This window comes from Streptacidiphilus sp. EB103A (genome assembly GCF_041261405.1).
Taxonomy (GTDB): domain Bacteria; phylum Actinomycetota; class Actinomycetes; order Streptomycetales; family Streptomycetaceae; genus Streptacidiphilus.
The window spans coordinates 334,110-359,963 of the sequence record NZ_JBGCAQ010000004.1 but is presented as its reverse complement, the minus strand read 5'-3'; the positions used below and the strand labels follow the sequence as shown (position 1 = coordinate 359,963).

Annotated in this window: 23 protein-coding genes; 16 read left to right on the top strand and 7 right to left on the bottom strand. The window is 69.7% G+C overall.

Annotation, left to right across the window (positions count from 1 at the left end):
- The first annotated feature begins 9 nt into the window (after window positions 1–9).
- The 3 genes from ABH941_RS08910 (at window position 10) to ABH941_RS08900 (ending at window position 2,846) form a co-directional block, all read left to right on the top strand.
- Window positions 10–801 carry an enoyl-CoA hydratase gene (locus ABH941_RS08910; RefSeq protein WP_370128085.1) on the top strand — a complete coding sequence of 264 codons (792 nt, stop codon included), beginning with the start codon at window positions 10–12 and terminating at the stop codon, window positions 799–801.
- Between the two features lie 165 nt (window positions 802–966).
- Complete coding sequence (locus ABH941_RS08905; RefSeq protein WP_370128154.1) at window positions 967–2,154, top strand: sensor histidine kinase; 1,188 nt, start codon at window positions 967–969, stop codon at window positions 2,152–2,154.
- Window positions 2,151–2,846, top strand: coding sequence for a response regulator (locus ABH941_RS08900; RefSeq protein WP_370128084.1), 696 nt, complete (start codon window positions 2,151–2,153; stop codon window positions 2,844–2,846). Before ABH941_RS08905 ends, ABH941_RS08900 begins: the two co-directional genes overlap by 4 nt.
- On the opposite strand, the gene ABH941_RS08895 is transcribed toward ABH941_RS08900, so the two are convergent.
- From ABH941_RS08895 to ABH941_RS08865, 7 genes are all read right to left on the bottom strand, one after another.
- On the bottom strand, window positions 2,807–3,487 hold the full coding sequence (locus ABH941_RS08895) for a response regulator (protein ID WP_370128083.1): 681 nt from the start codon (window positions 3,485–3,487) through the stop codon (window positions 2,807–2,809). The genes ABH941_RS08900 and ABH941_RS08895 overlap by 40 nt on opposite strands.
- Window positions 3,484–4,740 (bottom strand): sensor histidine kinase, encoded by a 1,257-nt coding sequence (locus tag ABH941_RS08890; RefSeq protein ID WP_370128082.1) that lies wholly within the window; start codon window positions 4,738–4,740, stop codon window positions 3,484–3,486. Before ABH941_RS08890 ends, ABH941_RS08895 begins: the two co-directional genes overlap by 4 nt.
- 198 nt (window positions 4,741–4,938) lie before the next feature.
- On the bottom strand, window positions 4,939–6,156 hold the full coding sequence (locus ABH941_RS08885) for an amidohydrolase family protein (RefSeq protein ID WP_370128081.1): 1,218 nt from the start codon (window positions 6,154–6,156) through the stop codon (window positions 4,939–4,941).
- Window positions 6,157–6,159: 3 nt separating this feature from the next.
- Window positions 6,160–6,480 (bottom strand): hypothetical protein, encoded by a 321-nt coding sequence (locus ABH941_RS08880; protein WP_370128080.1) that lies wholly within the window; start codon window positions 6,478–6,480, stop codon window positions 6,160–6,162.
- The gene (locus ABH941_RS08875) at window positions 6,467–7,732 is read right to left on the bottom strand and encodes an SRPBCC family protein (RefSeq protein ID WP_370128079.1); all 1,266 of its coding nucleotides are present in this window, start codon (window positions 7,730–7,732) and stop codon (window positions 6,467–6,469) included. The genes ABH941_RS08880 and ABH941_RS08875 overlap by 14 nt, the downstream gene beginning before the upstream one ends.
- A gap of 26 nt (window positions 7,733–7,758) precedes the next feature.
- Window positions 7,759–8,292, bottom strand: coding sequence for a carboxymuconolactone decarboxylase family protein (locus ABH941_RS08870; RefSeq protein WP_370128078.1), 534 nt, complete (start codon window positions 8,290–8,292; stop codon window positions 7,759–7,761).
- Window positions 8,289–8,996, bottom strand: a complete 708-nt coding sequence (locus ABH941_RS08865; protein WP_370128077.1) for an SDR family NAD(P)-dependent oxidoreductase — start codon at window positions 8,994–8,996, stop codon at window positions 8,289–8,291. The genes ABH941_RS08870 and ABH941_RS08865 overlap by 4 nt, the downstream gene beginning before the upstream one ends.
- A 205-nt stretch (window positions 8,997–9,201) precedes the next feature.
- On the opposite strand from ABH941_RS08865, the gene ABH941_RS08860 reads away from it, so the two are divergent.
- The 13 genes from ABH941_RS08860 to ABH941_RS08800 all read left to right on the top strand — a co-directional run bounded on the left by ABH941_RS08860 (window position 9,202) and on the right by ABH941_RS08800 (window position 25,854).
- Complete coding sequence (locus ABH941_RS08860; protein ID WP_370128076.1) at window positions 9,202–9,933, top strand: SDR family oxidoreductase; 732 nt, start codon at window positions 9,202–9,204, stop codon at window positions 9,931–9,933.
- Window positions 9,930–11,387, top strand: coding sequence for an aldehyde dehydrogenase family protein (locus ABH941_RS08855; protein WP_370128075.1), 1,458 nt, complete (start codon window positions 9,930–9,932; stop codon window positions 11,385–11,387). The genes ABH941_RS08860 and ABH941_RS08855 overlap by 4 nt, the downstream gene beginning before the upstream one ends.
- Complete coding sequence (locus tag ABH941_RS08850) at window positions 11,384–12,589, top strand: CaiB/BaiF CoA transferase family protein (protein WP_370128074.1); 1,206 nt, start codon at window positions 11,384–11,386, stop codon at window positions 12,587–12,589. The genes ABH941_RS08855 and ABH941_RS08850 overlap by 4 nt, the downstream gene beginning before the upstream one ends.
- A 41-nt stretch (window positions 12,590–12,630) precedes the next feature.
- Window positions 12,631–14,034 carry an ABC transporter substrate-binding protein gene (locus ABH941_RS08845; RefSeq protein WP_370128073.1) on the top strand — a complete coding sequence of 468 codons (1,404 nt, stop codon included), beginning with the start codon at window positions 12,631–12,633 and terminating at the stop codon, window positions 14,032–14,034.
- 35 nt (window positions 14,035–14,069) lie between these two features.
- A complete protein-coding gene (locus tag ABH941_RS08840; protein ID WP_370128072.1) occupies window positions 14,070–14,282 on the top strand; it encodes a ferredoxin in 213 nt (70 codons plus the stop codon).
- Window positions 14,279–15,631, top strand: a complete 1,353-nt coding sequence (locus ABH941_RS08835) for a cytochrome P450 (protein ID WP_370128071.1) — start codon at window positions 14,279–14,281, stop codon at window positions 15,629–15,631. The genes ABH941_RS08840 and ABH941_RS08835 overlap by 4 nt, the downstream gene beginning before the upstream one ends.
- Window positions 15,632–15,651: 20 nt before the next feature.
- Window positions 15,652–17,322, top strand: a complete 1,671-nt coding sequence (locus tag ABH941_RS08830) for an OB-fold domain-containing protein (protein ID WP_370128070.1) — start codon at window positions 15,652–15,654, stop codon at window positions 17,320–17,322.
- Window positions 17,323–17,384: 62 nt separating this feature from the next.
- Window positions 17,385–18,230: an alpha/beta hydrolase gene (locus tag ABH941_RS08825; protein ID WP_370128069.1), complete on the top strand. Its 846-nt coding sequence runs from the start codon at window positions 17,385–17,387 to the stop codon at window positions 18,228–18,230.
- A gap of 993 nt (window positions 18,231–19,223) precedes the next feature.
- Window positions 19,224–20,837 (top strand): SMP-30/gluconolactonase/LRE family protein, encoded by a 1,614-nt coding sequence (locus ABH941_RS08820; protein ID WP_370128068.1) that lies wholly within the window; start codon window positions 19,224–19,226, stop codon window positions 20,835–20,837.
- Window positions 20,838–20,845: 8 nt separating this feature from the next.
- Window positions 20,846–21,691, top strand: a complete 846-nt coding sequence (locus ABH941_RS08815; RefSeq protein WP_370128067.1) for an SDR family NAD(P)-dependent oxidoreductase — start codon at window positions 20,846–20,848, stop codon at window positions 21,689–21,691.
- Between the two features lie 20 nt (window positions 21,692–21,711).
- Window positions 21,712–23,079 carry an SRPBCC family protein gene (locus tag ABH941_RS08810; protein WP_370128066.1) on the top strand — a complete coding sequence of 456 codons (1,368 nt, stop codon included), beginning with the start codon at window positions 21,712–21,714 and terminating at the stop codon, window positions 23,077–23,079.
- A 26-nt stretch (window positions 23,080–23,105) separates the two neighbouring features.
- Window positions 23,106–24,947 carry a flavin-containing monooxygenase gene (locus ABH941_RS08805; protein ID WP_370128065.1) on the top strand — a complete coding sequence of 614 codons (1,842 nt, stop codon included), beginning with the start codon at window positions 23,106–23,108 and terminating at the stop codon, window positions 24,945–24,947.
- Window positions 24,940–25,854: an SDR family NAD(P)-dependent oxidoreductase gene (locus ABH941_RS08800; protein WP_370128064.1), complete on the top strand. Its 915-nt coding sequence runs from the start codon at window positions 24,940–24,942 to the stop codon at window positions 25,852–25,854. Before ABH941_RS08805 ends, ABH941_RS08800 begins: the two co-directional genes overlap by 8 nt.

Below are 25,854 nucleotides of genomic sequence, written 5' to 3'. Positions count from 1 at the left end.
GCCACCCGGATGGACCAGATCCTGTACGAGGCCAAGGACGGGGTGGCGGTCATCACCCTGAACCGTCCCGAGGTGGCCAACGCCCAGACCATGGCACTGCTCGACGACCTGGACGCGGCCTGGACCCGGGCCGCGTCCGACGAGGAGGTCAAGGTCATCGTGCTCCGGGGCAACGGCCGGCACTTCTCGGCCGGCCACGACCTGAAGGACCGCTGGCCGGCCCCGAAGGAGATCACCCTGGAGTGGATCTACAACGCCGAGACCCGCAGGTACCTGGAGTACACCCTGCGCTGGCGCAACATCCCCAAGCCGTCGATCGCCGCGGTGCAGGGCAAGTGCATCGCCGGCGGGCTGATGCTGTGCTGGCCCTGCGACCTGATCATTGCGGCGGAGAACGCCGAGTTCTCCGACCCGGTGGTGTACATGGGCATCGGCGGGGTGGAGTACCACGGCCACACCTGGGAGCTGGGCGCGCGCAAGGCCAAGGAGATCCTGTTCACCGGCCGGGCCGTCACCGCCGCCGAGGCGGAGCGGGTCGGCATGGTCAACCGGGTGGTTCCGCTGGAGGAGCTGGACTCGGCGACCATGGAGCTGGCCGGGCAGATCGCGCAGATGCCGTCGTTCGGGCTGCGCCAGGCCAAGCGGGCGGTCAACCAGACCCTGGACGTGCAGGGGTTCTACGCGGCCGTCCAGTCGGTGTTCGACATCCACGAGACCGGGCACGGCAACGCCCTCAGCGTCAGCGGCTACCCGGTGCTGACCCGGCTGGACGGGATGAAGGAGCACATCAAGAATCAGTGAGACCCGGATGTACTGCGTCCGCAGTACGCCGAAGTGTCGCCGCGCGGCGAACGACGAGAGATCGCCGGATCGGCAGAGTTGGTTCCACCCCGACGCGCGCCGGGTGGAGGGGTCCGCTGGCCCCTCCACCCGGCGCGTGGCACGTACGGTGAGGGAGTGGAAGAGATGCTGAACGCGGCACGGGCGTGGTTCGCCCGGCACGAGCGGGCCGGGGACATCGCCCCGGGGCTGGTCGTGATCGTGGTCGCGCTGTGCGTCTCCATGGTGGTCGGCGGACACTGGCACGCCCCGGAGTGGAGCGGCGTCCTGCTGACGGCGCTGGCCTGCGCGCCGCTGCTGTACCGCAGTCGCCGGCCGGTCGCGGTGCTGGCGGCGGCCGTCGCGGTGGACATGGTGCACCTGGTCGTCGACCACAGCACCCCGCTGGTGCCGGCGGCGAGCATGGTCGCGGCGTACTCGATGGCCGTCAGGACGTCCCGGCGCACCGCCTGGACCGCGGGCGGCATCGCGGCCCTGGCCGTCACGGTGGTCGCCGCGCTCACCACCCCGCCCTCGAAGACCCCCTGGAGCGGTCTGATCGCTCTGGATCTGCTGGTCGCGGCGACCGCCGTCGGCGTCACCGTCCGCAGCCGTCAGTTGCACCTCGCTGCGGTGGAGGAACGCGCGGCCCGGGCCGAGCGCACCCGGGAGGAGGAGGCCCGGCGCCGGGTCGCCGACGAGCGGGTCCGCATCGCCCGGGAGCTGCACGACGTGGTGGCCCACCACATCACCCTGGTCAACGCCCAGGCGGGGGTGGCCCACCACCTGCTGCGCACCGACCCGGACGCGGCCTATGAGGCGTTGGCCCACATCAAGGAGACCAGTCGCGCCGCGCTGGACGAACTGCGGGCCACCGTCGGGCTGCTGCGCCAGACCGACGACGACCAGCCCGCCTCGCGGGAGCCCCTGCCCGGGCTGGCCGACCTGGACCGGCTGGTCACGTCCTTCCGGCAGTCCGGACTCCCGGTCGAGGTCGGCTGCGACAAGGAGCAGCACCGGCTCGCCCCCGCCGTGGACCTGACGGCGTATCGGATCGTCCAGGAGGCGCTGACCAACGCCCACAAGCACGCCCCGGGCGGGCCGGTCCGGCTGACCCTCGACTACGGGACCAACGCGCTGTCCATCACCGTCGCCAATGAGGGGGCCGGGACCCCGGTGGACGCCCCAGGGACCGGTCACGGCCTGATCGGCATGCGTGAGCGCGCCGCCACCGTCGGCGGTACCCTCACCGCGGGCCCCCAGCCGCACGGCGGCTTCCTCGTCCGCGCCGAACTGCCCCTGCCCCCGCCTCCGAAAGAAGACCCCAGCTCATGACCATCCGTGTCCTGCTCGCGGACGACCAGGCGCTGCTGCGCGGCACCTTCAAACTGCTCATCAACGCCCAGGCGGACATGGAGGTCGTCGGCGAGGCGGCCAACGGTCGCGAGGCGGTGGAGCTGGCCCGCAGCCGACGCGCTGACGTGGTGCTCATGGACATCCGGATGCCCGAGGTCGACGGCATCGCCGCCACCCGGCTGATCGGCGCGGACGAGGACCTGGCCGGGGTGAAGGTGCTGGTGCTGACCACCTTCGAGGTGGACGAGTTCGTGGTGGAGGCGCTGCGGGCCGGCGCCAGCGGCTTCCTCGGCAAGGGGATCGAGCCGGCCCAGCTGCTGGACGCCATCAGGGTGGTGGCCGCCGGGGAGGCGCTGCTGTCCCCGGCCGCCACCAGGGGGCTGATCTCCCGCTTCCTGGCCCAGCCCGCGATGGGCGGGCCGCAGGCCGACCCCGGCCGGCTGGACGTGCTGACGCCCCGTGAGCGCGAGGTGGTGGGGCTGGTCGCGCTGGGGCTGTCCAACGACGAGATCGCCGAACGCCTCTTCATCACCGCGGTCACCGCGAAGACCCACGCCAACCGGTCGATGATGAAGCTGGGCGCCAGGGACCGCGCCCAGCTGGTGGTGATCGCGTACGAGACCGGCCTGGTTCAGGCCGGCGGCGGCGCGGGCTTCACCAGGCCGGACTGATAGGCGATCACCACGAGTTGGGCGCGGTCGCGGGCGGCCAGCTTCATCATGGCCCGCTGGATGTGGGTGCGGATGGTGAGGTGGCTGACGAAGAGCTCCTCGGCGATCTCCTGGTTGGACTTGCCGTGCGCGGCCAGCGCCATCACCTCCCGCTCGCGGGTGGTCAGGGCGGCGAGCTGCTCGGGCGGCGCGAGGTGCGCGTCGGGGTCGGGGGAGACCAGGAAGCGGGAGATCAGCGCGCGGGTGGCGACGGGGGAGAGCAGGGCGTCCCCGGCGGCCACGATGCGGATGCCGGCCAGGAGTTCGTCGGTGCTGACGTCCTTGCCCAGGAAGCCTCCGGCGCCGGCCCGGACCGCCTTGGCGACGTACTCGTCGATCTCGAAGGTGGTCAGGATCAGCACATGAGTGGCGGCGAGTTCCGGGTCCCCGCAGATGGCGGCGGTGGCGGTGAGTCCGTCCATGCCGGGCATGCGGATGTCCATCACGACGACGTCGGGCTGGTGGACGCGGGTCAGCTCGACGGCCTCCGCGCCGTCGGCGGCCTCGGCGACCACCTCCAGGTCGTCGCAGGAGTCGATCAGGATCCGGAAGGTCGCGCGCAGGAGGGCCTGGTCGTCGGCGAGCAGGACGCGGATGGTCATGTGCTGGGGTCTTCTTTCGGGAAGTGGGAGGGCAGCGGCAGCTCGGCGGTGACCTGGAACCCGCCGCCGGGGCGGGGGCCGGTGCGGAGGTGGCCGCCGACCGAGTGGGCGCGTTCGCGCATGCCGATGAGGCCGTAGCCACTGCTGTCCGCGGAGGGGGCGGACGGCTTGGGGGCGGCCGGGCCACCCCGGTCGCTGACCGTGATGGTCAGCCATTCATGGGAGTAGGCCAGCTCCACCCGTGCTTCCTTGGTGTCCGCGTGCTTGGTGACATTGGTGAGCGCCTCCTGCACGATCCGGTAGGCCGTGAGGTCGGCCCCCGGGGAGAGGGGTCGCGGTGTGCCTTCGTCGGCGACGGAGACGGTGACGTCGAGCCCGGCGGCGGAGAGGACCGCGACCAGATCGGGCAGCCGGGCCAGGCCGGGGGCCGGCTCCAGCGGCGCGTCCTGGTCGCCGGCCTGGCGCAGCAGGCCGACGGCGGCCTTGAGCTCGCGCAGCGCCGACGAGGTGGTGGCGGTGAGCTCGGCGAGCATCTTCTGGGCCTGGTCCGGACGGTTGCGCACGACATGCGCGGCGGTGCCGGCCTGGGCGTTGGCCAGGGCGAGGTGGTGGGCGACGACGTCGTGCAGCTCGCGGGCGATCCGCATGCGCTCCTCGGCCACCCGGTGCCGGGCCACCTCCTCCCTGGTCCTCTCGGCCTGTTCGGCGCGGGTCTGGGCTGCTTCGAGGTACTCCGAGCGCATTCTGGCCACCGTTCCTAGAGACGTGGGGAGCAGCAGCCAGGCGGCGGGTGCGATGGTCTTGAGCACGAGCGGTTCAGCCGCTGGGCCGGCCGCCATGGCGGTGACCACCAGCAGCCCGATCGTGGTGAGGGCGAAGGTGTTCGCGGTCCTCCGTTCGGTGCGGAAGGCGAGTGCGAACAGGGCGACCATGAGCGGCCCCAGCAGCAGGACCGTGAGCAGATAGCCCAGCGCGGCCACCCCGACGGCGCAGCCGGTGGTGACCGCTATGACCGCGCGCGGGTGGCTGCGGCGCCACAGCAGGGCGGCGCAGGAGACTCCCGTCAGCAGCACGGCGGGCCACCAGGGGACGCTGGTGGAGCCGCCCTGGAAGGTGATCGTGCTGCCGGAGAAGGAGAGGCCGAACAGCAGCAGGACCAGTGCGGCGTCGAGGCTGCGGGCGTGGTCGCGCTGGAGGTTCTGCCAGGTGGTGAGCATCGGCGTGGTGGCTTCCTGTCGGGCTGCTGCGACCATGGCCGCCGACGGCCGACGGCGGTGTCGCGAGAACCAGGCTGCCAGCTCCGCCGCGTCCGGTCGTCGTCCTCCTGCGGACATTCCGGCCTACTGAGATTGCAGTATGCGCTGCCCGGATGGCATGGCAGAGGCCGCCCGCGGCAGGCGGACGGCCCCTGAATCCTCGCTCGTGCCGGCCGAGCTCAGTCGTTCCGGTGCTCAGTCGTTCCGGAAGACCTTGCCGCCCTTCATGACGAAGCGGACGTCGGCCGTCACCGAGATGTCGTCCAGCGGGTTGCCGGGGACCGCGACCAGGTCGGCCAGCAGTCCCTCGGCGATCCGCCCGCGGTCGTCCGCGCCGATGAGCTCGGCGGAGTTGACGGTCGCGGCCCGGAGCACCTCCAGCGGCGTCATCCCGCGTTTGACCAGGGCGATCAGCTCATGGGCGCCGCGGCCGTGCGGAATGGCCGGCGCGTCGGTGCCGACCGCGATCCGCACCCCGGCCTTGAGCGCCCTGGCGACCACCGTCTGTGCCAATGGGAACACCTCCGCCGCCTTCGCCTTGAGCTCGGGGGCGGCCCCGGAGAGGTCCATGCCCTCGGTCAGCGCCGTGGTCGGCACCAGGAAGGTGCCGCGTTCGGCCATCAGCGCGATGGTCTCGTCGTCCAGCAGGAAGCCGTGCTCGATGCAGTCGATCCCGGCCTCCACGGCGGCCCGGACGGCGGCGGCGCCATGGGTGTGCGCCGCCACCTTGAGCCCGCGCCGGTGGGCCTCGTCCACGATGGCCCGGAGCTCCTCGTCGGAGTAGTGCTGCGCACCCGGGGTGCCGGTGTGCGACATCACCCCTCCCGACGCGCACACCTTGATCAGCTGCGCGCCGTGCTTGATCTGGTACCGCACCGCCTTGCGCACCTCGTCGACCCCGTTCGCTATCCCCTCCTCCAGCGAAAGGGGCATGATCCCGGGTGCGTAGGCGGTGAACATGGTGGGGTCCAGATGGCCGCCGGTCGGGCTGATCGCGTGTCCGGCCGGGACGATCCGGGGTCCGTCGATCCACCCCGCGTCGATGGCCTTGGCCAGGGCGACGTCCAGCAGGTAGCCGCCGGTCTTGACGAACAGGCCGAGGTTCCTGACGGTGGTGAACCCGGAGCGGAGCGTCCGGCGGGCGTTGCCCACGGCGCGGAGCATGCGCAGCGGCGGGTCGTCCTGGACGTGGGAGAGGACGCCGGTCTCCCCGCGTCCGCCCATCAGCAGGTTGACCTCCATGTCCATCAGCCCGGGGAGCAGGGTGACGTCGCCCAGGTCGATGACGTCCCCCCCGCTTCCGCCGCCGCTCCCGACGCCGGTGATCCGGTCACCCTCCACGGTGACCAGTCCCGGTTCCGCGATCTCCCCCGTCTCCACGTGCAGGACGCGGGCGGCTCTGAGGGTGACCATGCGTCAGACCCTGGGCTCGACGAGGAGGTCGAGATAGGCGGCGCCGCTGTCCGGCACCCGGGCCTGCTTCCAGACCTCCACCGGGAACGACACCATCACCAGGGAGTAGCTGAGCAGCAGCAGGTTGTGCTCAGGCTCGGGCAGGTCGTCCAGCGGGAAGGTGTCCAGGTACGCCATGGCCCGCTCCAGGAGCGGGAAGGCCGCGTCGTAGAAGGCCTGCATCTGTTCCATGGAGCTGGCCAGGCGCTTGGCGTAGCGCTCCGGCTCCTTGGCGAGGACCCACTCGCTGTACGGCTCCAACACCGCGAACTCAGCCGGCAGCATCGGCGTGCTCCTTCACATAGTCCCCGACCACCTTGTGCAGGTGGCGGAGCAGGATCTCCTGGTCGTTGAGCGGGAAGTCGGTGACGATCCGGCCCTTGAGCATCGACTGGGTGGCCTCCAGGGTGTTGGCGTCCTGGAGGGCGTACTCCTTGAAGGTCACCGCCGCGAGCTCCTGGGCCAGCCGCTGGCTCGCCGTCTTCGCGGGCACGAAGTACAGGTTGGCCTCGAAGGTGTGCCGGTCGACCGCGGTCGGCCAGTAGTGGTAGGTGAGGTACCACCCGGGCGCCCAGAACAGCAGGGTGAAGTTGGGGAAGAACTCGAAGGAGTCGGTGCCCCAGGAGCGGTGCCGGGCCGGGTTGAGGCCGGGCGGCAGCTTGTCCAGGCCGTCGATGGCGGGCTTGTCCCAGGGGCCGAACAGGCCGCTGCGCAGCGCCCGTTCGATGGGCTTGACCATCGAGGGGTCCTTCGGCGGGGCCATCCCGCCCCAGGACGAGATCATCGAGTGCGGGCTGCGGAGCTCGTAGTGCAGCGCCTCGAAGCCGTAGCTGAGCAGCTTCTCGGACTCGTCCTTGGTGGCCTGCTTCTGGTGCAGCACCGGCGCGTGGTAGAACTCCGCGAACGCGTCGATGAACAGCTTCCAGTTGCTGCCGATGTCCGCTTTGTAGGTGAAGACCTCGGTCATCTCGTGGAAGGGGTAGCCCTCCAGGCCCTTGGCCATCTCGCCGAGGTACTCCGCGAGCGGCTGTGCGTCCTGGTCCAGGTTGACGAAGATGAACCCTTCCCAGATCTCGCAGCGCACCGCCTTGAGGCCGTACTCGCTCTTCTCGACGCCGAAGAACTCTTCCTCCTGCTGGATGAAGGTCAGTTCGCCGTCCAGGCCGTAGCGCCAGGCGTGGTACTTGCAGGTGAACTGGCGGCAGGTGCCCTTGACCTCCTCGCGCGGGAAGTCGTTCCAGACCAGCTTGTTGCCGCGGTGCCGGCAGACGTTGTGGAAGGCGCGGATCTCCTTGTCCTTGCCCCGCACGATGATCAGCGAGGTGTCGGCGGCAGCCAGCTCCTTGGTGAAGTAGCTGCCGGTCCTCGGCACCAGCTCGACCCGGCCGACGTTCAGCCAGGTCCGCTTGAAGATGGCCGCCTGCTCGGACGCGTAGTAGGCGGGATCGACGGAGTCCTCGTAGTTGACAGGACCTGTGCCCAGTTCCGGGTACTGCTCGGTCCAGCTACCCGTCTCAGGCTTGGTGAAGTGTGGCATGGTCACCCCTCTCTGAAGTGAGAATATCATTCTCCGATAGCGTCAGTGAAGTTCTCGGCGGAGAAACCGGGGTCGAGTTCCACCTCGAAGGTGTTGAAGGCCATCGCCAGCAGGCCGTAGGCGCCGACGGTGAACACCAGGTCCATCAGCTGACGGTCGCTCAGATCGGCGGCGAGCGCCTGGTAGGTGGCGTCCGAGAGGGTGGAGTCGGTCTCCAGCTCGGCCACCGCGCGGTTGAGCGGGGTGTCGGCTCCGGTCCGGACCTGAGTGATCTCCTCGTCGGTGACGCCGGCCCGCTTGGCGATCAGCAGGTGCTGCGCCCACTCGTACTGGCAGCGCCGCCGCCAGGCCACCCGCAGGATGGCCAGCTCGCGGGTGCGCTTCGGCAGCGTCGACGTGCCCAGCAGGTGCATGTTGAAAGTGAGGAACGCCTTGGCCAGATCGGGGTGGTGGGCCAGCAGCCCGAGCGCGTTGGACGGCGGGAGTTTCTGCCCCCTCGACATGGCCGCGAAGGCGTCGTCGTCCCACTCGTCGTGCGGGACCGGGGGCAGCCGGCTCATGTGTTGCGCCCGCCGTTCACGCCGAGGATCTGCCCGGTGATGTACCCGGCCTCCTCCGAGACTAGGAACGAGCAGGCGGCGGCGATGTCCTCGGGGCGGCCGACCCGGCGCACCGGCGTCCGCTGGATGTGGTCCTCCACCGTTCCGCCGATCAGCTCGCGCGACTCGGCCCGGCGCAGCATCGGGGTGTCGATGAAGCCGGGCGGCACCGCGTTGACGGTGATGCCGGCCGGGCCCAGCTCCAGGGCCAGCGCCTTGGTCAGCCCGTTGACCGCCGCCTTGGACGCCACATAGTGCGTCATGAACGGCTGGCCCGACTGGGCGCTGGAGGAGGAGATGTTGACGATGCGTCCCCAGCCGGCCTCCACCATGTCCGGGAGCGCGGCCTGGATGCAGTGGAAGACGCCGTTGAGGTTGACGTCGATCAGCCGCTGCCAGTTGGCGAAGGAGAGGTCGGCGAAGCGCTTGAAGCCGTCCATGCCGGCGGCGTTGACCAGGATGGTGACCGGGCCCAGACGCTTCCTGACGTCGGCCAGCGCGGCGTCCACCTGGTCCCGGTCGGTGACGTCGGCGGCCAGGTCGTCGGTGCCGTCCAGCGGGTTCAGGTCGAGCGCGGCGACCTGGTAGCCGTCGGCCCGCAGGCGCTCCGCGATGGCGCGACCGATGCCCGAGCCGCCTCCGGTTACCACTGCAGTCTTGATCATGAAAAGCTCCCTTCCATATCAGAGAACATTATTCTCCCGTTGATAACTTCCGAAAGCCCTTTGGTGACGGTTCCTCGGGTGGCCGCGTCCGGCTGCTTGGGCGCGTCCGGCGGCGCTACCAGCGTAGATTACATTCTCGTTGCCAGACGGTTGCTTTGCGCGTGGAGAGAATGTAGTTTCCGCAATATCCGAGCAAGGAGGCAGGATGCGGTTCCAGGACAAGGTAGCCATCGTCACCGGCGCTGGGCAGGGGATCGGCGAGGGCTACGCCCGGGCGCTGGCCGCCGAGGGCGCCCGGGTGGTGGTGGCCGAGCTGAACGAGGAGCAGGGCCAGCGCGTGGCCAAGGAGATCGACGGGGCGCTCTACGTCAAGGTGGACGTGGCCGACCCCGAATCCGCCGAGGCACTGGCCGCCGCGGTGACCGCGGAGTTCGGCCGCATCGACTACCTGGTGAACAACGCGGCGATCTTCCACAGCATGCGGCGGGACGGGCTCCTGACGGTCCCGCTCGACTACCTCACCCGGTTCCTCCAGGTGAACCTGATGGGCGCGCTGTACGTCACCCGCGCCGTCGCCCCGCACATGACCGACGGCGGGGCGATCGTCAACCAGTCGTCCACCGCCGCCTGGATGGCGAGCGGCTACTACGGGCTGGCCAAGGCCGGGATCAACCACCTGACCGCCTCGCTCGCCATGGAGCTGGGCGGCCGCAACATCCGGGTGAACGGGATCGCGCCGGGCCCCACCGACACCGACGCCACCCGCAGCATCGTGCCGGAGGCGTACCGGACCCAGATGGTCCAGGGCCTGGCCCTGAAGCGGATGGGCACGCCGGAGGACATGGCGAACACCGTGCTGTTCCTGCTCTCGGACGCCGCGAGCTGGCTGACCGGGCAGGTCGTGAGCGTGGACGGCGGACAGTTGGTGCGGCTGTGAAGCGTCTGCTCATCGACGGCAGGCTCGTCGCGACCGAGAAGTCCTTCCCCTCGCTCAACCCCGCCACCGGCGAGGTGCTCGACCAGGCCCCGGACGCCACGCTCGCCCACGCCGAGGCCGCCGTCGAGGCCGCCCGCCGGGCCTTCGACACCACCGCCTGGGCCACCGACGTACAGCTGCGCATCCGCTGCCTGGACCAGCTGCACCAGGCGCTGACGGACCATCTGGAGGAGCTGCGCGAGCTGACCATCGCCGAGGTCGGAGCGCCGCGGATGCTCACCTACGGCCCCCAGCTGGAGGACCCGGTCAAGCTGGTTCGCTACTACGCCGACCTGCTGCGCAAGTACCCGCTGACCGAGGAGCTCGGCGAGCGGGAGATCCGCGGCCAGCGCCACCGCCGCTGGGTGGAGAAGGAGGCGGTCGGGGTCGTCGCGGGGATCACCGCGTACAACTACCCCAACCAGCTCGCTCTCGCCAAGCTCGCCCCCTCGCTGGCGGCCGGCTGCACGGTGGTCCTCAAGGGCGCCCCTGACACCCCGTTGACCACGCTGTTCCTCGGCGAGCTGATCGCCGAGCACACCGACATCCCGCCCGGCGTGGTGAACGTGCTGACCTCCTCCGCGGTCGAGGTCGGCGAGCTGCTCACCACCCACCCCGACGTCGACATGGTGAGCTTCACCGGCTCCACCGCCACCGGCCGCCGGATCATGGCCGCGGCCAGCACCACCATCAAGAAGCTCTTCCTGGAGCTCGGCGGCAAGTCCGCCATGATCATCCTCGATGACGCCGACTTCGACACCGCCACCATGTTCTCGGCCTTCACCATCTGCTCCCACTCGGGGCAGGGCTGCGCGCTCACCTCCCGGCTGCTGGTGCCCAGGCAACACCACGACGAGATCGTGGCGAAGGTGGCGGCCAACCTCGGCCGGGTCACCCTCGGCGACCCCACCGACATCAAGACCTTCGCCGGCCCGCTGATCAGCGAGCGGCAGCGGGACAGGGTCGACAGCATGGTCAAGCGGGCCGTCGAGGCCGGCGCCACACTGGTCACCGGAGGCGAGAAGGTCGACCCCGGTTTCTTCTACACCCCGACCCTGCTCGGCAACGTGGACCCGGACAGCGAGATCGCGCAGGACGAGGTCTTCGGACCGGTGCTCGCGGTGATCCCCTTCGACGACGACGACGATGCCGTGCGCATCGCCAACAACTCGATCTTCGGCCTGTCCGGCGGGATCCAGAGCCGCGACGAGGAGCGGGCCGTCGGGCTGGCCCGCCGGATCCGCACCGGCACCTTCAGCATCAACGGCGGCAACTACTTCGCGGCCGACGTGCCCTTCGGCGGCTACAAGCAGTCGGGCATCGGCCGCGAGAGCGGCGTGGCCGGGCTGGAGGAGTTCCTGGAGTACAAGTCCTTCGCGACGGTGCTCCCGGCCGCAGAGGCGGCCTCGTCATGAGGCCGCTGGAAGGCATCCGCGTCCTGGAGGTCGCGATGTACGGCTTCGTCCCGTCGGCGGGCGCGGTGCTCGCCGACTGGGGCGCGGACGTCATCAAGGTCGAGCACGCCGTCACCGGCGACCCGCAGCGCGGGCTGCGGCAGACCGGCACCTTCAAGGTCGAGGGTGACCCCAACCCCAATGTCGAGCACGCCAACCGCGGCAAGCGCAGCATCGGCCTGGACATGTCCAAGCCCGAGGGCAGGGAGGTGCTGCACGACCTGATCCGCCAGGCGGACGTGTTCCTGACCAGCTTCCTGCCCCAGGGCCGGCGCAAGCTGGGCTTCGACGTCGACGACGTCCGTGCGGTGAACCCCCGGATCATCTACGCCAGGGGAAGCGCGCTCGGTCCGCGCGGAGCGGAGTCGGAGAAGGGCGGCTACGACAGCACCGCCTTCTGGGCCCGCGCCGGCATCGCCGCCAGCCTCACTCCCAAGGGCACGGACGGTGTGGTCAATCCGCCGGTGCCCGCGTTCGGGGACACCATCTCCGGCACCAACCTCGCCGGCGGGATCGCCGCCGCGCTGCTCAAGCGCGAGCGCACCGGGGAGCCGTCGATCGTGGACGTCTCCCTGCTCGGCAGCGGGGTGTGGGCCATGGGCCACGGGATCGCCCTCTCGCTCCACCTCGACAAGCCGTTCGTCGCCGCGGTGCTGGGCGGCCACGGTTCGCCGACCAATCCGCTGTCCGGCATCTACACCACCTCCGACGGCTACCACCTCACCCTGGCCCTGCTCCAACCGGGCAAGTTCTGGGCCGAGTTCTGCCGCCACATCGACCGTCCCGAGCTGGCCGAGGACCCGCGCTTCGCGACCGTCGAACTGATCGGCGCCAACACCGAAGAGGCCGTCAAGATCCTTCGGGAGGTCATCGCCACCCGCACCCTGGCGCAGTGGAGCGAGCGCTTCGCCACCCTGTCCGGGCCCTGGGCCCCGGTCCAGGACTCGCTGCAGGTGGCCGGTGACGCGCAGGTACGGGCCAACGAGTACGTGCTGCAGGCCGGAGAGCTCGAACTGGCCGCCAGCCCGGTGCAGTTCGACGTCAGCGCCCCGCAACTGGGCCCGGCCCCCGAATTCGCCGCCCAGACCGAGGAGATCCTCCAGGAGCTCGGCCTGGACTGGGACCGCATCATCGCGCTCAAGGCGGCGGGCGCAGTCACGTGATCACCGTGAATTCCGAGAGCAAATTATCTAGGAGAGTCCGCATGAGCCGTATGAGACGCCTGAGATGTCTGTCCGTCGGGGTGCTTGTCACCACGCTGGCGATGGCCGGCTGTGCCTCCCGCTCCAACACCACAGCAAGCAACAGTGCCACCGCGACCGCCGCCGGCGCTTCGTCCGCTGCCGCCTCCCAGGCGGACTTCGGCACTCTGAAGAACGTCTGCAAGCCCGGTACGCCCACGAGTTCGACCTCGCAGGGCGTTACCGCGACCGAGATCAAGCTCGGCGTCTTCACCGACATGGGCTTCACCAAGAACCCCGAACTCGTGGACGCGGCCAAGGTGTTCGCCGCCTGGTGCAACGCGGCCGGCGGCATCGACGGACGCAAGATCGTGCCGGTCACCCGGGACGCCGCGTACTTCGCGGACGCGCAGCAGGTGCTGGCCTCCTGCCAGTCGGACTTCGCCGACGTCGGCGGCAGCGCGGCCCTGGACGACCTGGGCGTCAAGAACCGGCTGAGCTGCCTGCTCCCCGAGTTCCCGGCCCAGCCCGGCCAGATCCTGTCCACCGGAGCGGACCTCCAGGTGATCGCCGGCGGCGCCTCCGTCGGCTACGCGCCCTACGCGGACTTCTACTCCTGGCTGATCAAGGAGGCATACCCGGACTCGGCCGACGCGGTCGGCGTGATCTCCGGCGACTCACCGATCACCAAGGTCATCGCCGCGCAGCTGGCGGAGCAGATCCCCGCGCTGGGCGGCAAGCTCAGCTACTCGGACCTGTACCCGGCGACCGGGGTGTCCGACTGGACCCCCTACGCACAGTCCCTGAAGAGCAAGAAGGTCAAGGGCCTGGTCTTCAACGGCGACTTCGCCAGCCTGGCCAAGCTGGAGCAGGTGCTCACCAACATCGGCTACAAGCTCGACTGGATCGACACCAACAACAACGCCTACGGCCCCGCCTTCATCAAGCTGGCCGGCTCCGCGGCACTCTCCGCCCAGAACAACTTCGCCGACATCAGCGGCGTCTACCCGCCGGAGAAGGCCGCGTCCAACCCGGCCACCCAGCAGGTCGTCGACCTCTACAGCAAGTACGACCCCGGAGCCCAGCTCACCCTGCCCGCGCTGCGTGCCTTCTCCACCTGGCTGCTCTTCGCCACCGCGGCGTCGGACTGCACCACGCTGACCCGTACCTGCGTGTACCAGAACGCGATGAAGCAGACCGCGTGGACCGGCGGAGGCCTGCAGGCACCGGTCGACCTGACCACCACCGCCAAGGCCCCGGCGTGCTTCAACGCGGAGAAGGCGACGGCGACGGGCTGGGTCCCCGCCGACTTCAAGCCCAACACCGGCGCGTACCGCTGCGACAGCGTCGCGTACAAGTTCACCGGCACCTACGGCAAGCCGCTCACCCTGGCGGACGTCGGCAAGACGATGGCAGACGTCAAGTAGGCCGATCGATCTGAAGTGAAGCAGGAGGAATCATCGTGAAGGTGCGGGTCGACCCGGATCGCTGCCAGGGGCACACCCTGTGTGCCATGCGGGCTCCGGAGATCTTCGAGCTCAGCGAGATCGACGGCCATGCCTCGGTCATCGACGAGGACGTTCCGGCCGATCAGGAGGACCAGGTCAACGAAGCGGTCATGTCCTGCCCGGAACGGGCCATCTCCATCGTGGCCAAAGCGGGGACGCCATCATGACCGAGGACGACCGCAAGAAGGACCGGATCCGGTTCGACCGGCACACTCCCGAGTACCGCAAGCAGTTCGAAGCGGTCACCCAGGAACTGCAGGGCAAGTGTCCGATCGCCTGGTCGGAGACCTACGACGGCCACTGGGTGGCCAGCGGCCACCATGAGGTCTTCGAGATCGCCCGGTCCGCCGACGTGCTGTCGAACGACCACGACGTCAAGGGCGAGCGGCGCGGGTACGAGGGCATCAGCATCCCGGCGCCGCCCCGGGCGAAGTCGTCCCGGGGCGGGTTCCTGGAGATGGACCCGCCCGAGCAGCGCTACTACCGCCAGACGCTCAACCCGTACCTCTCGCCGGCCGCGGTCAGCCGCTGGATCCCGCTGGTCGACGAGGTGGTGCGGGCCAGCATCGACGAGAGGATCGAGGAAGGTCGGATCGACTTCGTCGACGATCTCGCCAACGTGGTGCCAGCCGTCCTGACGATGGCCATGATGGGCATCCCGCTCAGGAAGTGGACCGTCTACAACGAGCCGGCCCACGCCTCGGTCTACACCCCGCCGAACTCGCCCGACCAGGCCCGGATCACCGAGATGCAGCGGGCGATGGGACGCGACCTGTACGCCTCGATCGTGGAGATCCGGGAGAATCCGCGCCCGGGTCTGGTCGACGCGCTGGTCCGGGCCGACATCAACGGCAAGACCCCGCCCGACGACGAGTTGCTCGGGGTGCTGGCATTGCTCATCGGCGGCGGCTTCGACACCACCACGGCGCTCACCGCGCACGCGCTGGAGTGGCTCTCGGAGAACCCGCAGGAGCGGGAGCGCCTCAGCCGGGGGCGGGACGTCCTGCTGGATTCCGCCACGGAGGAGTTCCTGCGCTACTTCGCCCCCGCGCCCGGCGACGGACGCACCTTCTCCGCCGACTGCGAGATCGTCGGCACGCGGTTCAAGGAGGGCGAACGGCTCTGGCTGTCCTGGGCCATGGCCAACCGGGACCCCTCGGTGTTCCCGGAGCCCAACCAGGTCGACCTGGAGCGCAAGGGCAACCGGCACAGCAGCTTCGGTCTCGGCATCCACCGCTGCATCGGCTCCAACGTGGCGCGGATGGTGTTCAAGCGGATGGTCACCCAGGTGCTCGACCGGATGCCGGACTTCGCCTGCGACCCGGAGGGTGCCGAGCACTACGAGACCATCGGCGTGATCCAGGGCATGCGACACCTTCCGGCGACCTTCACACCCGGCCGCAGGCTCGGGGCCGGGCTCGACGAGACCCTGGACGCCCTCCAGAAGGTCTGCGACGAACAGCGGCTCGCCGAGCCGGTCACGGTCCGTAGGGCCGTGGCGAAGATCGACAACTGAGCACTGAGCTGGGAGACGATGTGTCGGAAGCCTCAGGACGCCCACTGCCTCAACTGACGGAGGCGAACAGGTTCTACTGGACGTCCGGGGCGGACGGCCGGTTGCGGTTCCAGGAGTGCGGGTCGTGCGCGGCCCTGATCCATCCACCGCAACCGGTCTGCCGGTACTGCCGGGGGCGTGACAGCGGGGTACGGGTCGTCTCCGGCTTCGCGACGCTGATCGGGTTCACCGTCAACCACCGGTTCAGCCTGCCGGGGATGCCGGCCCCCTATGTCGTGGCCCAGGTCGCGATCGAGGAGGACACCCGGGTCAGGCTGACCACCAACGCCGTAGAGTGCGACCCCGAGCAGCTCGAACTGGGCATGCGGATGGAGGTCGTCTTCCAGCAGGACGGCGAGGTGTGGCTGCCGCTGTTCCGTCCGGCGGCCGGGGAGGGGGAGTTGGCGCCGTTGCCCTCAGACGAGGTGGCGCCGGATCAGTTCGGCAGCCGGGTACGGCCGATGGCCACCACCGAGAAGTTCGAGGACAAGGTCGCCATCAGCGGCATCGGCAGCTCCGAGATCGGACGCCGACTGATGGTCCCCCCGCTGTCGCTGACGGTGACAGCCTGCGAGCGCGCGATCGCGGACGCCGGCCTCACCATCGACGACATCGACGGTCTGGCCACCTATCCGGGCGCCGGGGCCTTCGGCGGCTTCGCCGAAGGGGGCGTGACGGCGCTGGAGTCCGCCCTGGGCATCCAGCCGAGCTGGTACAACGGCGGCGGTGAGACCTTTGGTCCGGGCGGCTCGTTGATCGCGGCGATGCTGGCCGTCGCCGGCGGCCTGGCCCGGCATGTGCTGTGCTTCCGGACCGTCTGGGAGGCCACCTACAGCGAGCTGCTGCGCCGCGGCGAGGGGGGTGCTGTCGGCTCGGGGGACGCGGGCTGGCTGAAGCCGTTCGGCGCGGTATCGGCCGCGCACACCCTGGCCCAGAACGCCCAGCGGCACTTCCACCAGTACGGGACCACCCGCGAGACGCTGGGCTGGATCGCGCTGAACCAGCGGGCGAACGCCGCGCTCAACCCCACGGCGGTCTACCGCGACCCGCTGACCATGGACGACTACCTGCAGGCCAGGACGGTCACCACCCCGTTCGGGCTCTACGACTGCGACGTGCCCTGCGACGGGGCCGTCGCCGTGATCGTCTCGGCTGTGGACGCGGCCCGGGACCTGGCCCGTGACCTGGCCAGGCCGCCGGTGCTGGTGGAGGCCGTCGGCACCCAGATCCTGGAGCGGCTCGAATGGGACCAGAGCACGCTGACCCATGAACCGCAGGTGCTCGGCCAGGCCGCGCACCTCTGGTCGCGCACCTCGCTGCGCCCGTCCGATGTGGACGTGGCGGAGCTGTACGACGGATTCACCTTCAACTGCCTTTCCTGGATCGAGGCGTTGGGCTTCTGCGGGATCGGCGAGGGCAAGGACTTCCTCGACGGCGGCAAGAACATCGCGAGGGACGGCGTGCTCCCGCTGAACACCCATGGCGGCCAGCTCTCGCACGGCCGCACCCATGGTCTGGGGCTGTTCGAGGAAGCAGTGGTCCAGCTGCGCGGGGAGGGCGGGCCGAGGCAGGTGGACGGCGCGCGGGTCGCCGTCGTCAGCACCGGCGGCCTCGCCACCAGCGGCGTGGTCCTACTCAGGGCGGACAGTTGACCGACAGTAGTTCATCGCCGTCCGATCCGGTGCACCGTGTCGTCGATGTCGACGGCATTCCCATGTCAGCCCTGCAGCTGGAGGTGGAGCAGCCACAGGCGGTGATCCTCGCCCTGCACGGCGGTGCGGTGACCTCGCGCTACTTCGACTACCCGGACCGGCCACGGCAGTCGCTGCTACGGACCGGTGCCGCCCTTGGCTACACCGTCATCGCCCTCGACCGTCCGGGCTACGGCAGTTCCTACGAGCGCGGGGACGAGATGGACGACCCCGCGCGCAGAGTCGACCTCGTCTACGCGGCGCTGGACCGGCTGCTGGACTCGCGTCCGCGCGGGGCCGGCGTGTTCGTGCTGGCGCACTCGATCGGCTGCGAGCTGGCGGCCCGGGTCGCGGCCGACGACCGCGGCAAGGAGCTGCTGGGCGTGGAGCTCTCCGGCACCGGGACGCGCCACCACGAGGGCGCGGTGGAGATCATGGAAGGGTGGAAGCAGGACAGGTCGTGGCCGAGGCGGTCCGGCCGGGGCGTACGCGACCTGATCTGGGAGCCCACCCGCCTCTATCCGGACGAGGTCGTCGGCGCCGCCCGCATCATCTCCGCAGGTCCACCGTACGAGGGCTATGTGGCGGAGCACTGGGCGCAGCAGTTCCCCGACGTCGCGGCCCGGGTGCGCATCCCGGTGCACTTCACCCTCGGCGAGTACGAGCGGGTCTGGCGTTCCGGCCCCGCGGCGCTGGCGGACATCGCCGCCCTGTTCACCTCCTCTCCCCGGGTGGTGGTCGAGGAACAGGCCGAGGGCGGCCACAACCTGAGCATCGGGCTGACCTCCCTGGCGTACCACCTGAAGATCCTTTCGTTCGTGGAGGAGTGCATCCTGCACAGCGAGACGCTCTTCAGGAGGCAGGGCTGACCGGCAGTCGATCGCTACAGGCGAGTACTGGGGCATGGCAGCGCCGACGCGGGCGCGGCCCGGACGCGGACGCCGACGCGGGCCCGGCCACCCTCTTGCGACCGAGCCCCCTTCCAGCGGCCGGCTGACCGGTGCGCGCTCGCTCCCGCTGACCGTCCGTCGCCTCCGTGGGGCACGCCGGTCCGTGCGGGGCTGGGGTGGCTCGGCTCCGCCTCGCGGCAACCACGAGGAGCGGGGGCGGTCGGTGGGGCGTGCGTTGCCGGGCGGCGGGTCGGCGCCCTTTCAGACGGGTGAGGTTGGCGAAACGTTCCTGCGGGGCGGCTTCGGCAGCTTCGGCTGAACCGGGGTCATCCGGTTTTTGGGTCACTCGACCTACTTTGGGGTCACTCGTCCCACGGATTCTGCCCGCTATGTCCGATATGGCGTCGAAAGAGTGACCCAAAGTAGGTCGAGTGACCCAAAAACGGTGAACTCGCCCTGCCCCGCGCCCCTGCCCCGCGCCCCCGCCGCACGTTCCGCGCCGGACCGGGCCGTCCCCGGCCGTTGTCGCGCGGCGGAGCCGCTTCTTTCCGGGCGGAGCCCGGGAGACGGCGGGTCACGCGCTGCACCCAACGCTGCCGTTGCAAGCGTGGAGCGTCCCTGCGGCCACCGCCTTGGCCTGCGGCCCGTGGAGGCGGGTGGGCACGTCGCTGATGCGGAGGTTGGCCGCGCCGGGGTGACCTGTCTGGCGTACCACCTGATGATCCTTTCGTTCATCGGGGAACGAATCCTGCGAGAATTAGGTTTTCGAGCATGAGTATTGTGTTCTGAAAGATCAGAACAGTATTCTCCGAGCAGGCCCGGTCGGGACTGGGCCTGCTTCGGCGCTCGCCGTGCGGTGTGATGCTTCGCCACCGTCCGGCCCGAGCCGCTCCAGCGCCGGCCGCAGGCGCATGAGTTGAGAGGAACACGCATACCGATGAATCCTCTGGGCCTGGCGGGAAGTGCGTCGCCATGTTGATGCAGGGCGCGCGATACATCAGTGGCACCTCGATCACCCTCGCCGAAGGCTGGAGCCTGGAACGGCTCACCCCGCCGAGCCGGCTCTTCGGCGCGAACGGTCTGCGCACCGGGCCCGACGGCCGCATCTACGTCGCGCAGGTGACCGGCAGTCAGATCAGCGCACTCGACGTGGTGACTGGTCGGCTGGAGACCATCAGCGCCAAGGGTGGCGAGATCATCGCGCCCGACGACGTGGCCTTCGACTCCCGGGGCAACCTCTACGCCACCGAGGTCATGGACGGACGCGTGAGCATGCGCGGCGCCGACGGCCGCACCCGGCTGCTGCGCGACGACCTCCCCAGCGCCAACGGCATCACCGTGCATCAGGACCGGCTGTTCATCAACGAATGCCGGGTCGGCGGCCGGCTGATGGAGCTCGACCCGAACGGCGGCGCGCCGCGCATCCTGCTGGAGAACATGGCGATGCCCAACGCCATGGAGGTCGGTCCCGACGGGATGCTGTACTACCCGGTGATGGGCACCAACGACATCTGGCGGATCCATCCGGACGGCGGCGAGCCGGAGCGGGTCGCGGGGGATCTCGGCGTCCCCGACTCGGTGAAGTTCGACTCCGAGGGCTTCATCGTCTCCACCCAGGTGGCCAGCGGCGAGGTGCTGCGCATCAATCCCCGCAACGGCGACCGGACCGTGCTGGCCGCGCTGACTCCCGGTCTCGACAACTGCACCTTCGTCGGCGACCGGCTGTTCGTCTCCAACTTCACCGGTGAGATCACCGAGATCCTGGGCGGGGGAGAGACCCGGACCACCCTGCCGGGCGGCTTCAACTGGCCGCTGGACATGACCGTGGGCGACGACGGGAACCTCTATGTCGCCGACGGGACCTACTTCTACCGGATCCGCCCCGGGGGCGAGGGCGGCCTGCAGACCCTGGGGATGCTCTTCACCCCCGGCTACCCGGGCTTCCTACGCGGGGTCACCGCCGTCGGCGGGGGCGAGTTCATCGTCACCACCTCGGGCGGTCAGGTCTCGCGCTACCGGCCGGCGAGCTGCGAGAGCGAGGTGCTCGTCGACGGTCTCGACCAGCTTTACGGCGTGGCGGTCGCCCCGGGCGGGGCCGTGGTGGCGGCGGAGTTCGGCACCGGACGGGTTCTCTCCGTCGGCTCCGGCCGGGTCGAGGTGCTGGCCTCCGGACTGAACCAGCCGCTCGGTGTGGCCTTCGCCCCGGACGGCGCATGCCTGGTCTCGGAATCCGGTGCCGGAAGGATCGTCGCGCTCACCGGCGTCGGCGTCGGCGTCGACACGGTGGTGGACGGACTGGACAAGCCCCAGGGCATCCTGGTTCGGGACGGGCAGTTGTACATCGTCGACGCCGGCGCCAAGACCCTGGTCGCCGTCGATCTCGCGACCAAGGTCCGGCAGACCATCGCCCGCGAGCTGCCGGTGGGCGCACCGCCCGGGGTGACCCCCAAGCCGCTCCGAGGACTGCCGCCGTTCTCCGGGCCGCAGGGACCCTTCTCCGGCATCGCCGCCGGACCCGACGGCACGCTCTACCTCTCCGCCGACGCCGAAGGCAGCGTCATGGCCCTTCGCCTGCAGGAGAGTTGAGGCCGGGAATGAGTAAGGACCTGCTCCGTCTCGACGGACGCATCGTCATCGTCTCCGGCGCCGGCGGCGGTGGTATCGGCACCACGGTGACGAGTATGGCCGCCCGCGCCGGGGCGACCGTGATCGCGGTGAGCCGCTCCAAGGAGAACCTAGACCAGCACATCGGGCCGCTGGCGGCGGAGGGCCTCTCCGTCGTCCCGGTCGCCGCCGACGCCTCCACCGACGAGGGCATCGCGGCGGTGATGGAACAGGTCGGACGGACCGACGGCGAGCTGTACGGGCTGGTCAACGTGGCTGGCGGCGCCGCGCCCGCGACCTGGATGCCGTCGATTCGGGTGACCAGGGAGGACTGGCGCGCCCTGTTCGCCCAGAACCTGGAGACGATGTTCTTCATGAGCCAGGCGGTCGCCACGGAGCTGAAGTCGCAGGGCCGGCCAGGGTCGATCGTCTCGATCTCGTCGATCAGCGGCATGAACTCGGCGCCGCTGCACATCGGTTACGGCACGGCGAAGGCCGCGCTGGTGGCGACGACGCGCACCATGGCCGTCGAACTGGCCGGGGACAACATCCGGGTGAACGCCGTCGCGCCCGGCGTGACCGAGACCCCGGCCTCGGGCACCTACGTCGACCAGGACGCCGAACGCGACCGCCGCGCCATCGCCATGGGGCGGCGTGGCCGCCCCGAGGAGCAGGCGGGTGCGGTGCTCTTCCTGCTGTCCGACCTGTCGAGCTACATCACCGGGCAGACCGTCCTGGTCGACGGCGGTCTCAACCTCAAATGGACCCACCTGGCCGCCGACAACACCTCCCTGTTCCTCAAGGACGAGTCGTTCCGCGCCGCCATAACGCACTGACGCGCGGGTTGGAGAATGTGATGAGTACTCAGGAATCAACAGAGCCACTGTCGGAACCGCTGTCCGAGCCGCTCACGATCGGCGTCGAGGCGTACATCTCCGAGGAGTACGCCCGGGCCGAGCGGGACAAGCTGTGGGCCAAGGTGTGGCAGCAGGTCGGCCGGGTGGAGGAGCTCCCCAGGGTCGGTGACTACCTCACCTACGACATCCTCGACGACTCGGTCATCGTGGTGCGTACGTCGGCGGACACCATCCGCGCCTACTACAACGTCTGCTCGCACCGGGGGCGTCCGCTGGTCGACACCCCGCCGGGGGCGAGGGACGCCCGGGGCCGCCGCAGGATGTTCGTCTGCGGGTTCCACGGGTGGCGGTACAACCTGGAGGGCGAGTGCACCCGGGTGGCCCTGGGGGAGGACTGGCCGTGCGGGCTGACCGAGCAGAACACCCGGCTGGCCGAGGTGAAGCTGGACACCTGGGGCGGCTGGATCTGGATCAACCTGGACCCGGAGTGCGAACCGCTGCGGGACTACCTCGAACCCGCGGCCACCCTGCTCGACCCGTTCCAGCTGCAGAACATGCGCTTCCGGTGGCGCCGTTGGCTGGTCTTCGACTGCAACTGGAAGACCGCCCTGGAAGCGTTCATGGAGACCTACCACGTCCAGCAGACCCACCCGGAGTTCATGACCTACGGCAGCTTCCTCGGCTGGGCCAGGGCCCAGGGCAAGCACAGCAACATCGGCTACGACGCGCCCAAGGGCCTGGACGAGAACCAGGCGAAGCTGCGGCTGGGCACCGGTGGCGACCCCCGGGTGTCCACGGCCGACCTGCAGAACTTCACCTGGGAGAACGCCAACACCAACACCACCCGGACGCTCGTGGACGCCGCGAACCGGCTGGTCGACGAGTTGCCCGAGGGGACCCCGGCCGACCAGGTGCTGCGGCACTGGCTGGACTCGGCCCGGCGTGACGACGCCGCGCGCGGCGTGGTCTGGCCGACCGTCGCCCCCGAGGACATCGGCCGGAGCGGCACCGCCTGGCAGATCTTCCCCAACTTCCAGATCGGCCACGCCCTGAACAACATGCTCTGCTACAGCGCCCGGCCCTACGGCTACGACCCGAACAAGTGCATCTTCGAGGCCGCCGTGTACGAGCTCTACCCGGAGGGCCAGGAGCCGCAGACGGAGTGGGAGTTCACACCGGTGGGCGACCCGGCCTGGCGCACCGTCCTGCCGCAGGACTTCTCCAACATGGCCGCGGTCCAGAGGGGCATGAAGGCGCGGGGATTCACCGGCCCCAAGCCCAACCCCTACCGCGAGCGCAGCATCGTGAACCTGCACCACAACCTGGCCAGGTACATGGGTACCGGCGCACCGCGCGACCTCAGCTGACAGCCCACCCGAACCGAGGACTTCGCATGCAGAAATGCGCACCGACACGGACACCCGAGATCGACCACGAGGCCCTCAGAACCAAGTACCTGCTGGAGCGGGACAAGCGGATCCGCCCCGAAGGACAGCAGCAGTACCTGGTGGCCGAAGGCGAGTTCGAGGAGTTCTACGAGAGCGACCCGTACACGCCGGTCGAGCCGCGACCGCCGATCTCGGAGTCCATCGACGTCGCGGTCCTCGGCGGCGGCCTCTCCGGTCTCATCGCCGCAGCCCGGGTCAAGCAGACCGGCGTCTCCAGCCTGCGGGTCATCGAGCAGGCCGGCGACTTCGGCGGCGCCTGGTACTGGAACCGCTACCCCGGCATCCAGTGCGACGTGGACAGCACCTGCTACCTGCCGCTGCTCGAAGAGGTCGGGTACATCCCGAAGCAGAAGTACGCGATGGGGGACGAGGTCTTCGAGCACTGCCAGCGCATGGCGAAGCACTTCGGCCTCTACGACAACGCGCTCTTCAGTACCCTGATCCGCTCGCTGGAATGGGACGAGGAGATCAAGCGCTGGCGGATCGGCACCAATCGGGGCGACGAGATCCGGGCCCGCTTCGTGGTCATGTGCCAGGGGCCGTTCAACCGGCCGAAGCTGCCCGGGATTCCGGGGATCACGGACTTCCAGGGACACACCTTCCACTCGGCGCGCTGGGACTACGAGTACACCGGCGGCGACATCAAGGGCGGGCTGGACAGACTCGCCGGCAAGCGGGTCGCCGTCATCGGCACGGGCGCGAGCGGCGTCCAGATCATCCCGCATCTGGCCCGCTCCGCCGAGCACCTGTACGTCTTCCAGCGGACGCCGTCGTACATCGACGAGCGCGGCGACGTGCCGACCGATCCCGAGTGGGTGAAAACGCTCAAGCCGGGCTGGCAGAAGGAGATCCAGCGCAACTTCCACACGGCGGCTTTCGAGGCCTTCGGCCCGGGCCAGCCGGACATCGTCTGCGACGGCTGGACCGAGGTCAGCCGCAACCTGGCCGCGCATCTGGACGCGACTGACGGCTGGGCCGCGCTGATGGACCCCGAGAAGTTCATGGAGCTGAGGGAGGAACAGGACTACCGGGCGATGCAGCGGTTGCGGGACCGCATCGACGAGATCGTCGACGACCCGGAGACGGCGGAGGCGCTGAAGCCCTACTACCGCTTCCTCTGCAAGCGGCCGTGCTTCAGCGACGCGTACCTGCCGACCTTCAACCGTCCGAACGTCACGCTGGTCGACGTGTCGGGAACCAAGGGCGTCGAGCGCATCACCGCGAAGGGCATCATCGCCGACGGCGTCGAGCACGAGGTCGACTGCATCATCTTCGCCAGCGGCTTCGAGATCACCACGGATCTGGACCGTCGCCTCGGCATCGCGCCGTACACCGGCCGCCACGGCCTGTCGCTCTACGACCACTGGGCCGACGGCTACCGCACCCTGCACGGCACCATGAGCCACGGCTTCCCCAACCAGTTCTTCACCGGGTTCATCCAGGGCGGCGTGACCGCCAGCACCACCGCGATGTTCGAGCAGCAGGCCGACCACATCGCCTACATCATCAAGGAGACCGTGGCGCGCGGTGCGTCGACCGTGGAACCCACGCCGGAGGCTCAGGAGGGGTGGTGCACGACCGTCAAGGAGAGCGCGGTCGACAACACCAACTTCCAGCGCGAGTGCACGCCCGGTTACTACAACAACGAGGGCGAGCAGCAGATCCGGTCGCATCTCGGCGACCCCTACTGGCCCGGCTTCTACGTCTTCGAGGACCTGCTGCAGTCCTGGCGCGACGCGGGGGACATGGCCGGCCTCGCCCTGGAGGGAATGCCCGCCGATGCCTGAGCTGAGATTTGACGGTCGCGTGGCCGTGATCACCGGAGCCGGACGGGGGTTGGGGCGTGCTTACGCCCTGCTGCTCGGTTCGAAGGGTGCCAAGGTCGTCGTCAACGACCCGGGTTTCGGTCTGACCGGCGAGGGGGTCGACAGCGGTCCGGCGGAGGAAGTGGTCCAGGAGATCAAGGCGGCCGGGGGCGAGGCCGTCGCCTGCACCGAGTCGGTCGCGACGGCGGCGGGCGGGCAGGCGATCGTCCAGTCGGCGATCGACGCCTTCGGCCGGATCGACATCCTGATCCACAACGCCGGAAACGTCCGGCGGGCGCCGCTGGCGGAGATGACGTACGAGGACTTCGACGCGGTCTTGGACGTCCATCTGCGGGGCGCCTTCCATGTGGTCCGGCCGGCCTTCCCGCTGATGTGCGAGGCGGGGTACGGCCGGGTGGTGCTGACCTCGTCGATCGGGGGGCTGTACGGCAACCACGAGGTCGCCAACTACAGCGCGGCGAAGGCGGGGGTGATCGGGCTTTCCCATGTGGTCGCGCTGGAGGGGGCGGCGCATGGTGTGAAGAGCAACATCATCGCTCCAGGCGCGCTGACCAGGATGGCCGAGGGGATCGACACCTCGGCGTACCCGCCGATGGGCCCGGAGTTGACGGCGCCGGCGGTGGGCTGGCTGGCCCATGAGTCCTGCTCGATCAGCGGGGAGCTGCTGGTGACCATGGCCGGCCGGGTGGCCAGGGCCTTCGTCGCCGAGACGGTCGGGGTGTACCAGCCGTCCTGGACGATCGACCAGGTCGGCGAGGAGATCGCCAGCATCCGGGACACCAGCGACCCCTGGATCCTGCCGGTCGTCCCCTCGGCCTTCGTCGACCACATCGGCAACAGCTTCGCCATGGCAATGAAGGGCAACTAG

Coding starts and splice junctions, on each gene's coding strand:
- ABH941_RS08910 (WP_370128085.1), top strand. CDS start 10: ATGGACCAGATCCTGTACGAGGCCAAGGACGGGGTGGCGGTCATCACC.
- ABH941_RS08905 (WP_370128154.1), top strand. CDS start 967: ATGCTGAACGCGGCACGGGCGTGGTTCGCCCGGCACGAGCGGGCCGGG.
- ABH941_RS08900 (WP_370128084.1), top strand. CDS start 2,151: ATGACCATCCGTGTCCTGCTCGCGGACGACCAGGCGCTGCTGCGCGGC.
- ABH941_RS08895 (WP_370128083.1), bottom strand. CDS start 3,487: ATGACCATCCGCGTCCTGCTCGCCGACGACCAGGCCCTCCTGCGCGCG.
- ABH941_RS08890 (WP_370128082.1), bottom strand. CDS start 4,740: ATGGTCGCAGCAGCCCGACAGGAAGCCACCACGCCGATGCTCACCACC.
- ABH941_RS08885 (WP_370128081.1), bottom strand. CDS start 6,156: ATGGTCACCCTCAGAGCCGCCCGCGTCCTGCACGTGGAGACGGGGGAG.
- ABH941_RS08880 (WP_370128080.1), bottom strand. CDS start 6,480: ATGCTGCCGGCTGAGTTCGCGGTGTTGGAGCCGTACAGCGAGTGGGTC.
- ABH941_RS08875 (WP_370128079.1), bottom strand. CDS start 7,732: ATGCCACACTTCACCAAGCCTGAGACGGGTAGCTGGACCGAGCAGTAC.
- ABH941_RS08870 (WP_370128078.1), bottom strand. CDS start 8,292: ATGAGCCGGCTGCCCCCGGTCCCGCACGACGAGTGGGACGACGACGCC.
- ABH941_RS08865 (WP_370128077.1), bottom strand. CDS start 8,996: ATGATCAAGACTGCAGTGGTAACCGGAGGCGGCTCGGGCATCGGTCGC.
- ABH941_RS08860 (WP_370128076.1), top strand. CDS start 9,202: ATGCGGTTCCAGGACAAGGTAGCCATCGTCACCGGCGCTGGGCAGGGG.
- ABH941_RS08850 (WP_370128074.1), top strand. CDS start 11,384: ATGAGGCCGCTGGAAGGCATCCGCGTCCTGGAGGTCGCGATGTACGGC.
- ABH941_RS08845 (WP_370128073.1), top strand. CDS start 12,631: ATGAGCCGTATGAGACGCCTGAGATGTCTGTCCGTCGGGGTGCTTGTC.
- ABH941_RS08835 (WP_370128071.1), top strand. CDS start 14,279: ATGACCGAGGACGACCGCAAGAAGGACCGGATCCGGTTCGACCGGCAC.
- ABH941_RS08825 (WP_370128069.1), top strand. CDS start 17,385: ATGTCAGCCCTGCAGCTGGAGGTGGAGCAGCCACAGGCGGTGATCCTC.
- ABH941_RS08820 (WP_370128068.1), top strand. CDS start 19,224: ATGTTGATGCAGGGCGCGCGATACATCAGTGGCACCTCGATCACCCTC.
- ABH941_RS08815 (WP_370128067.1), top strand. CDS start 20,846: ATGAGTAAGGACCTGCTCCGTCTCGACGGACGCATCGTCATCGTCTCC.
- ABH941_RS08810 (WP_370128066.1), top strand. CDS start 21,712: ATGAGTACTCAGGAATCAACAGAGCCACTGTCGGAACCGCTGTCCGAG.
- ABH941_RS08805 (WP_370128065.1), top strand. CDS start 23,106: ATGCAGAAATGCGCACCGACACGGACACCCGAGATCGACCACGAGGCC.
- ABH941_RS08800 (WP_370128064.1), top strand. CDS start 24,940: ATGCCTGAGCTGAGATTTGACGGTCGCGTGGCCGTGATCACCGGAGCC.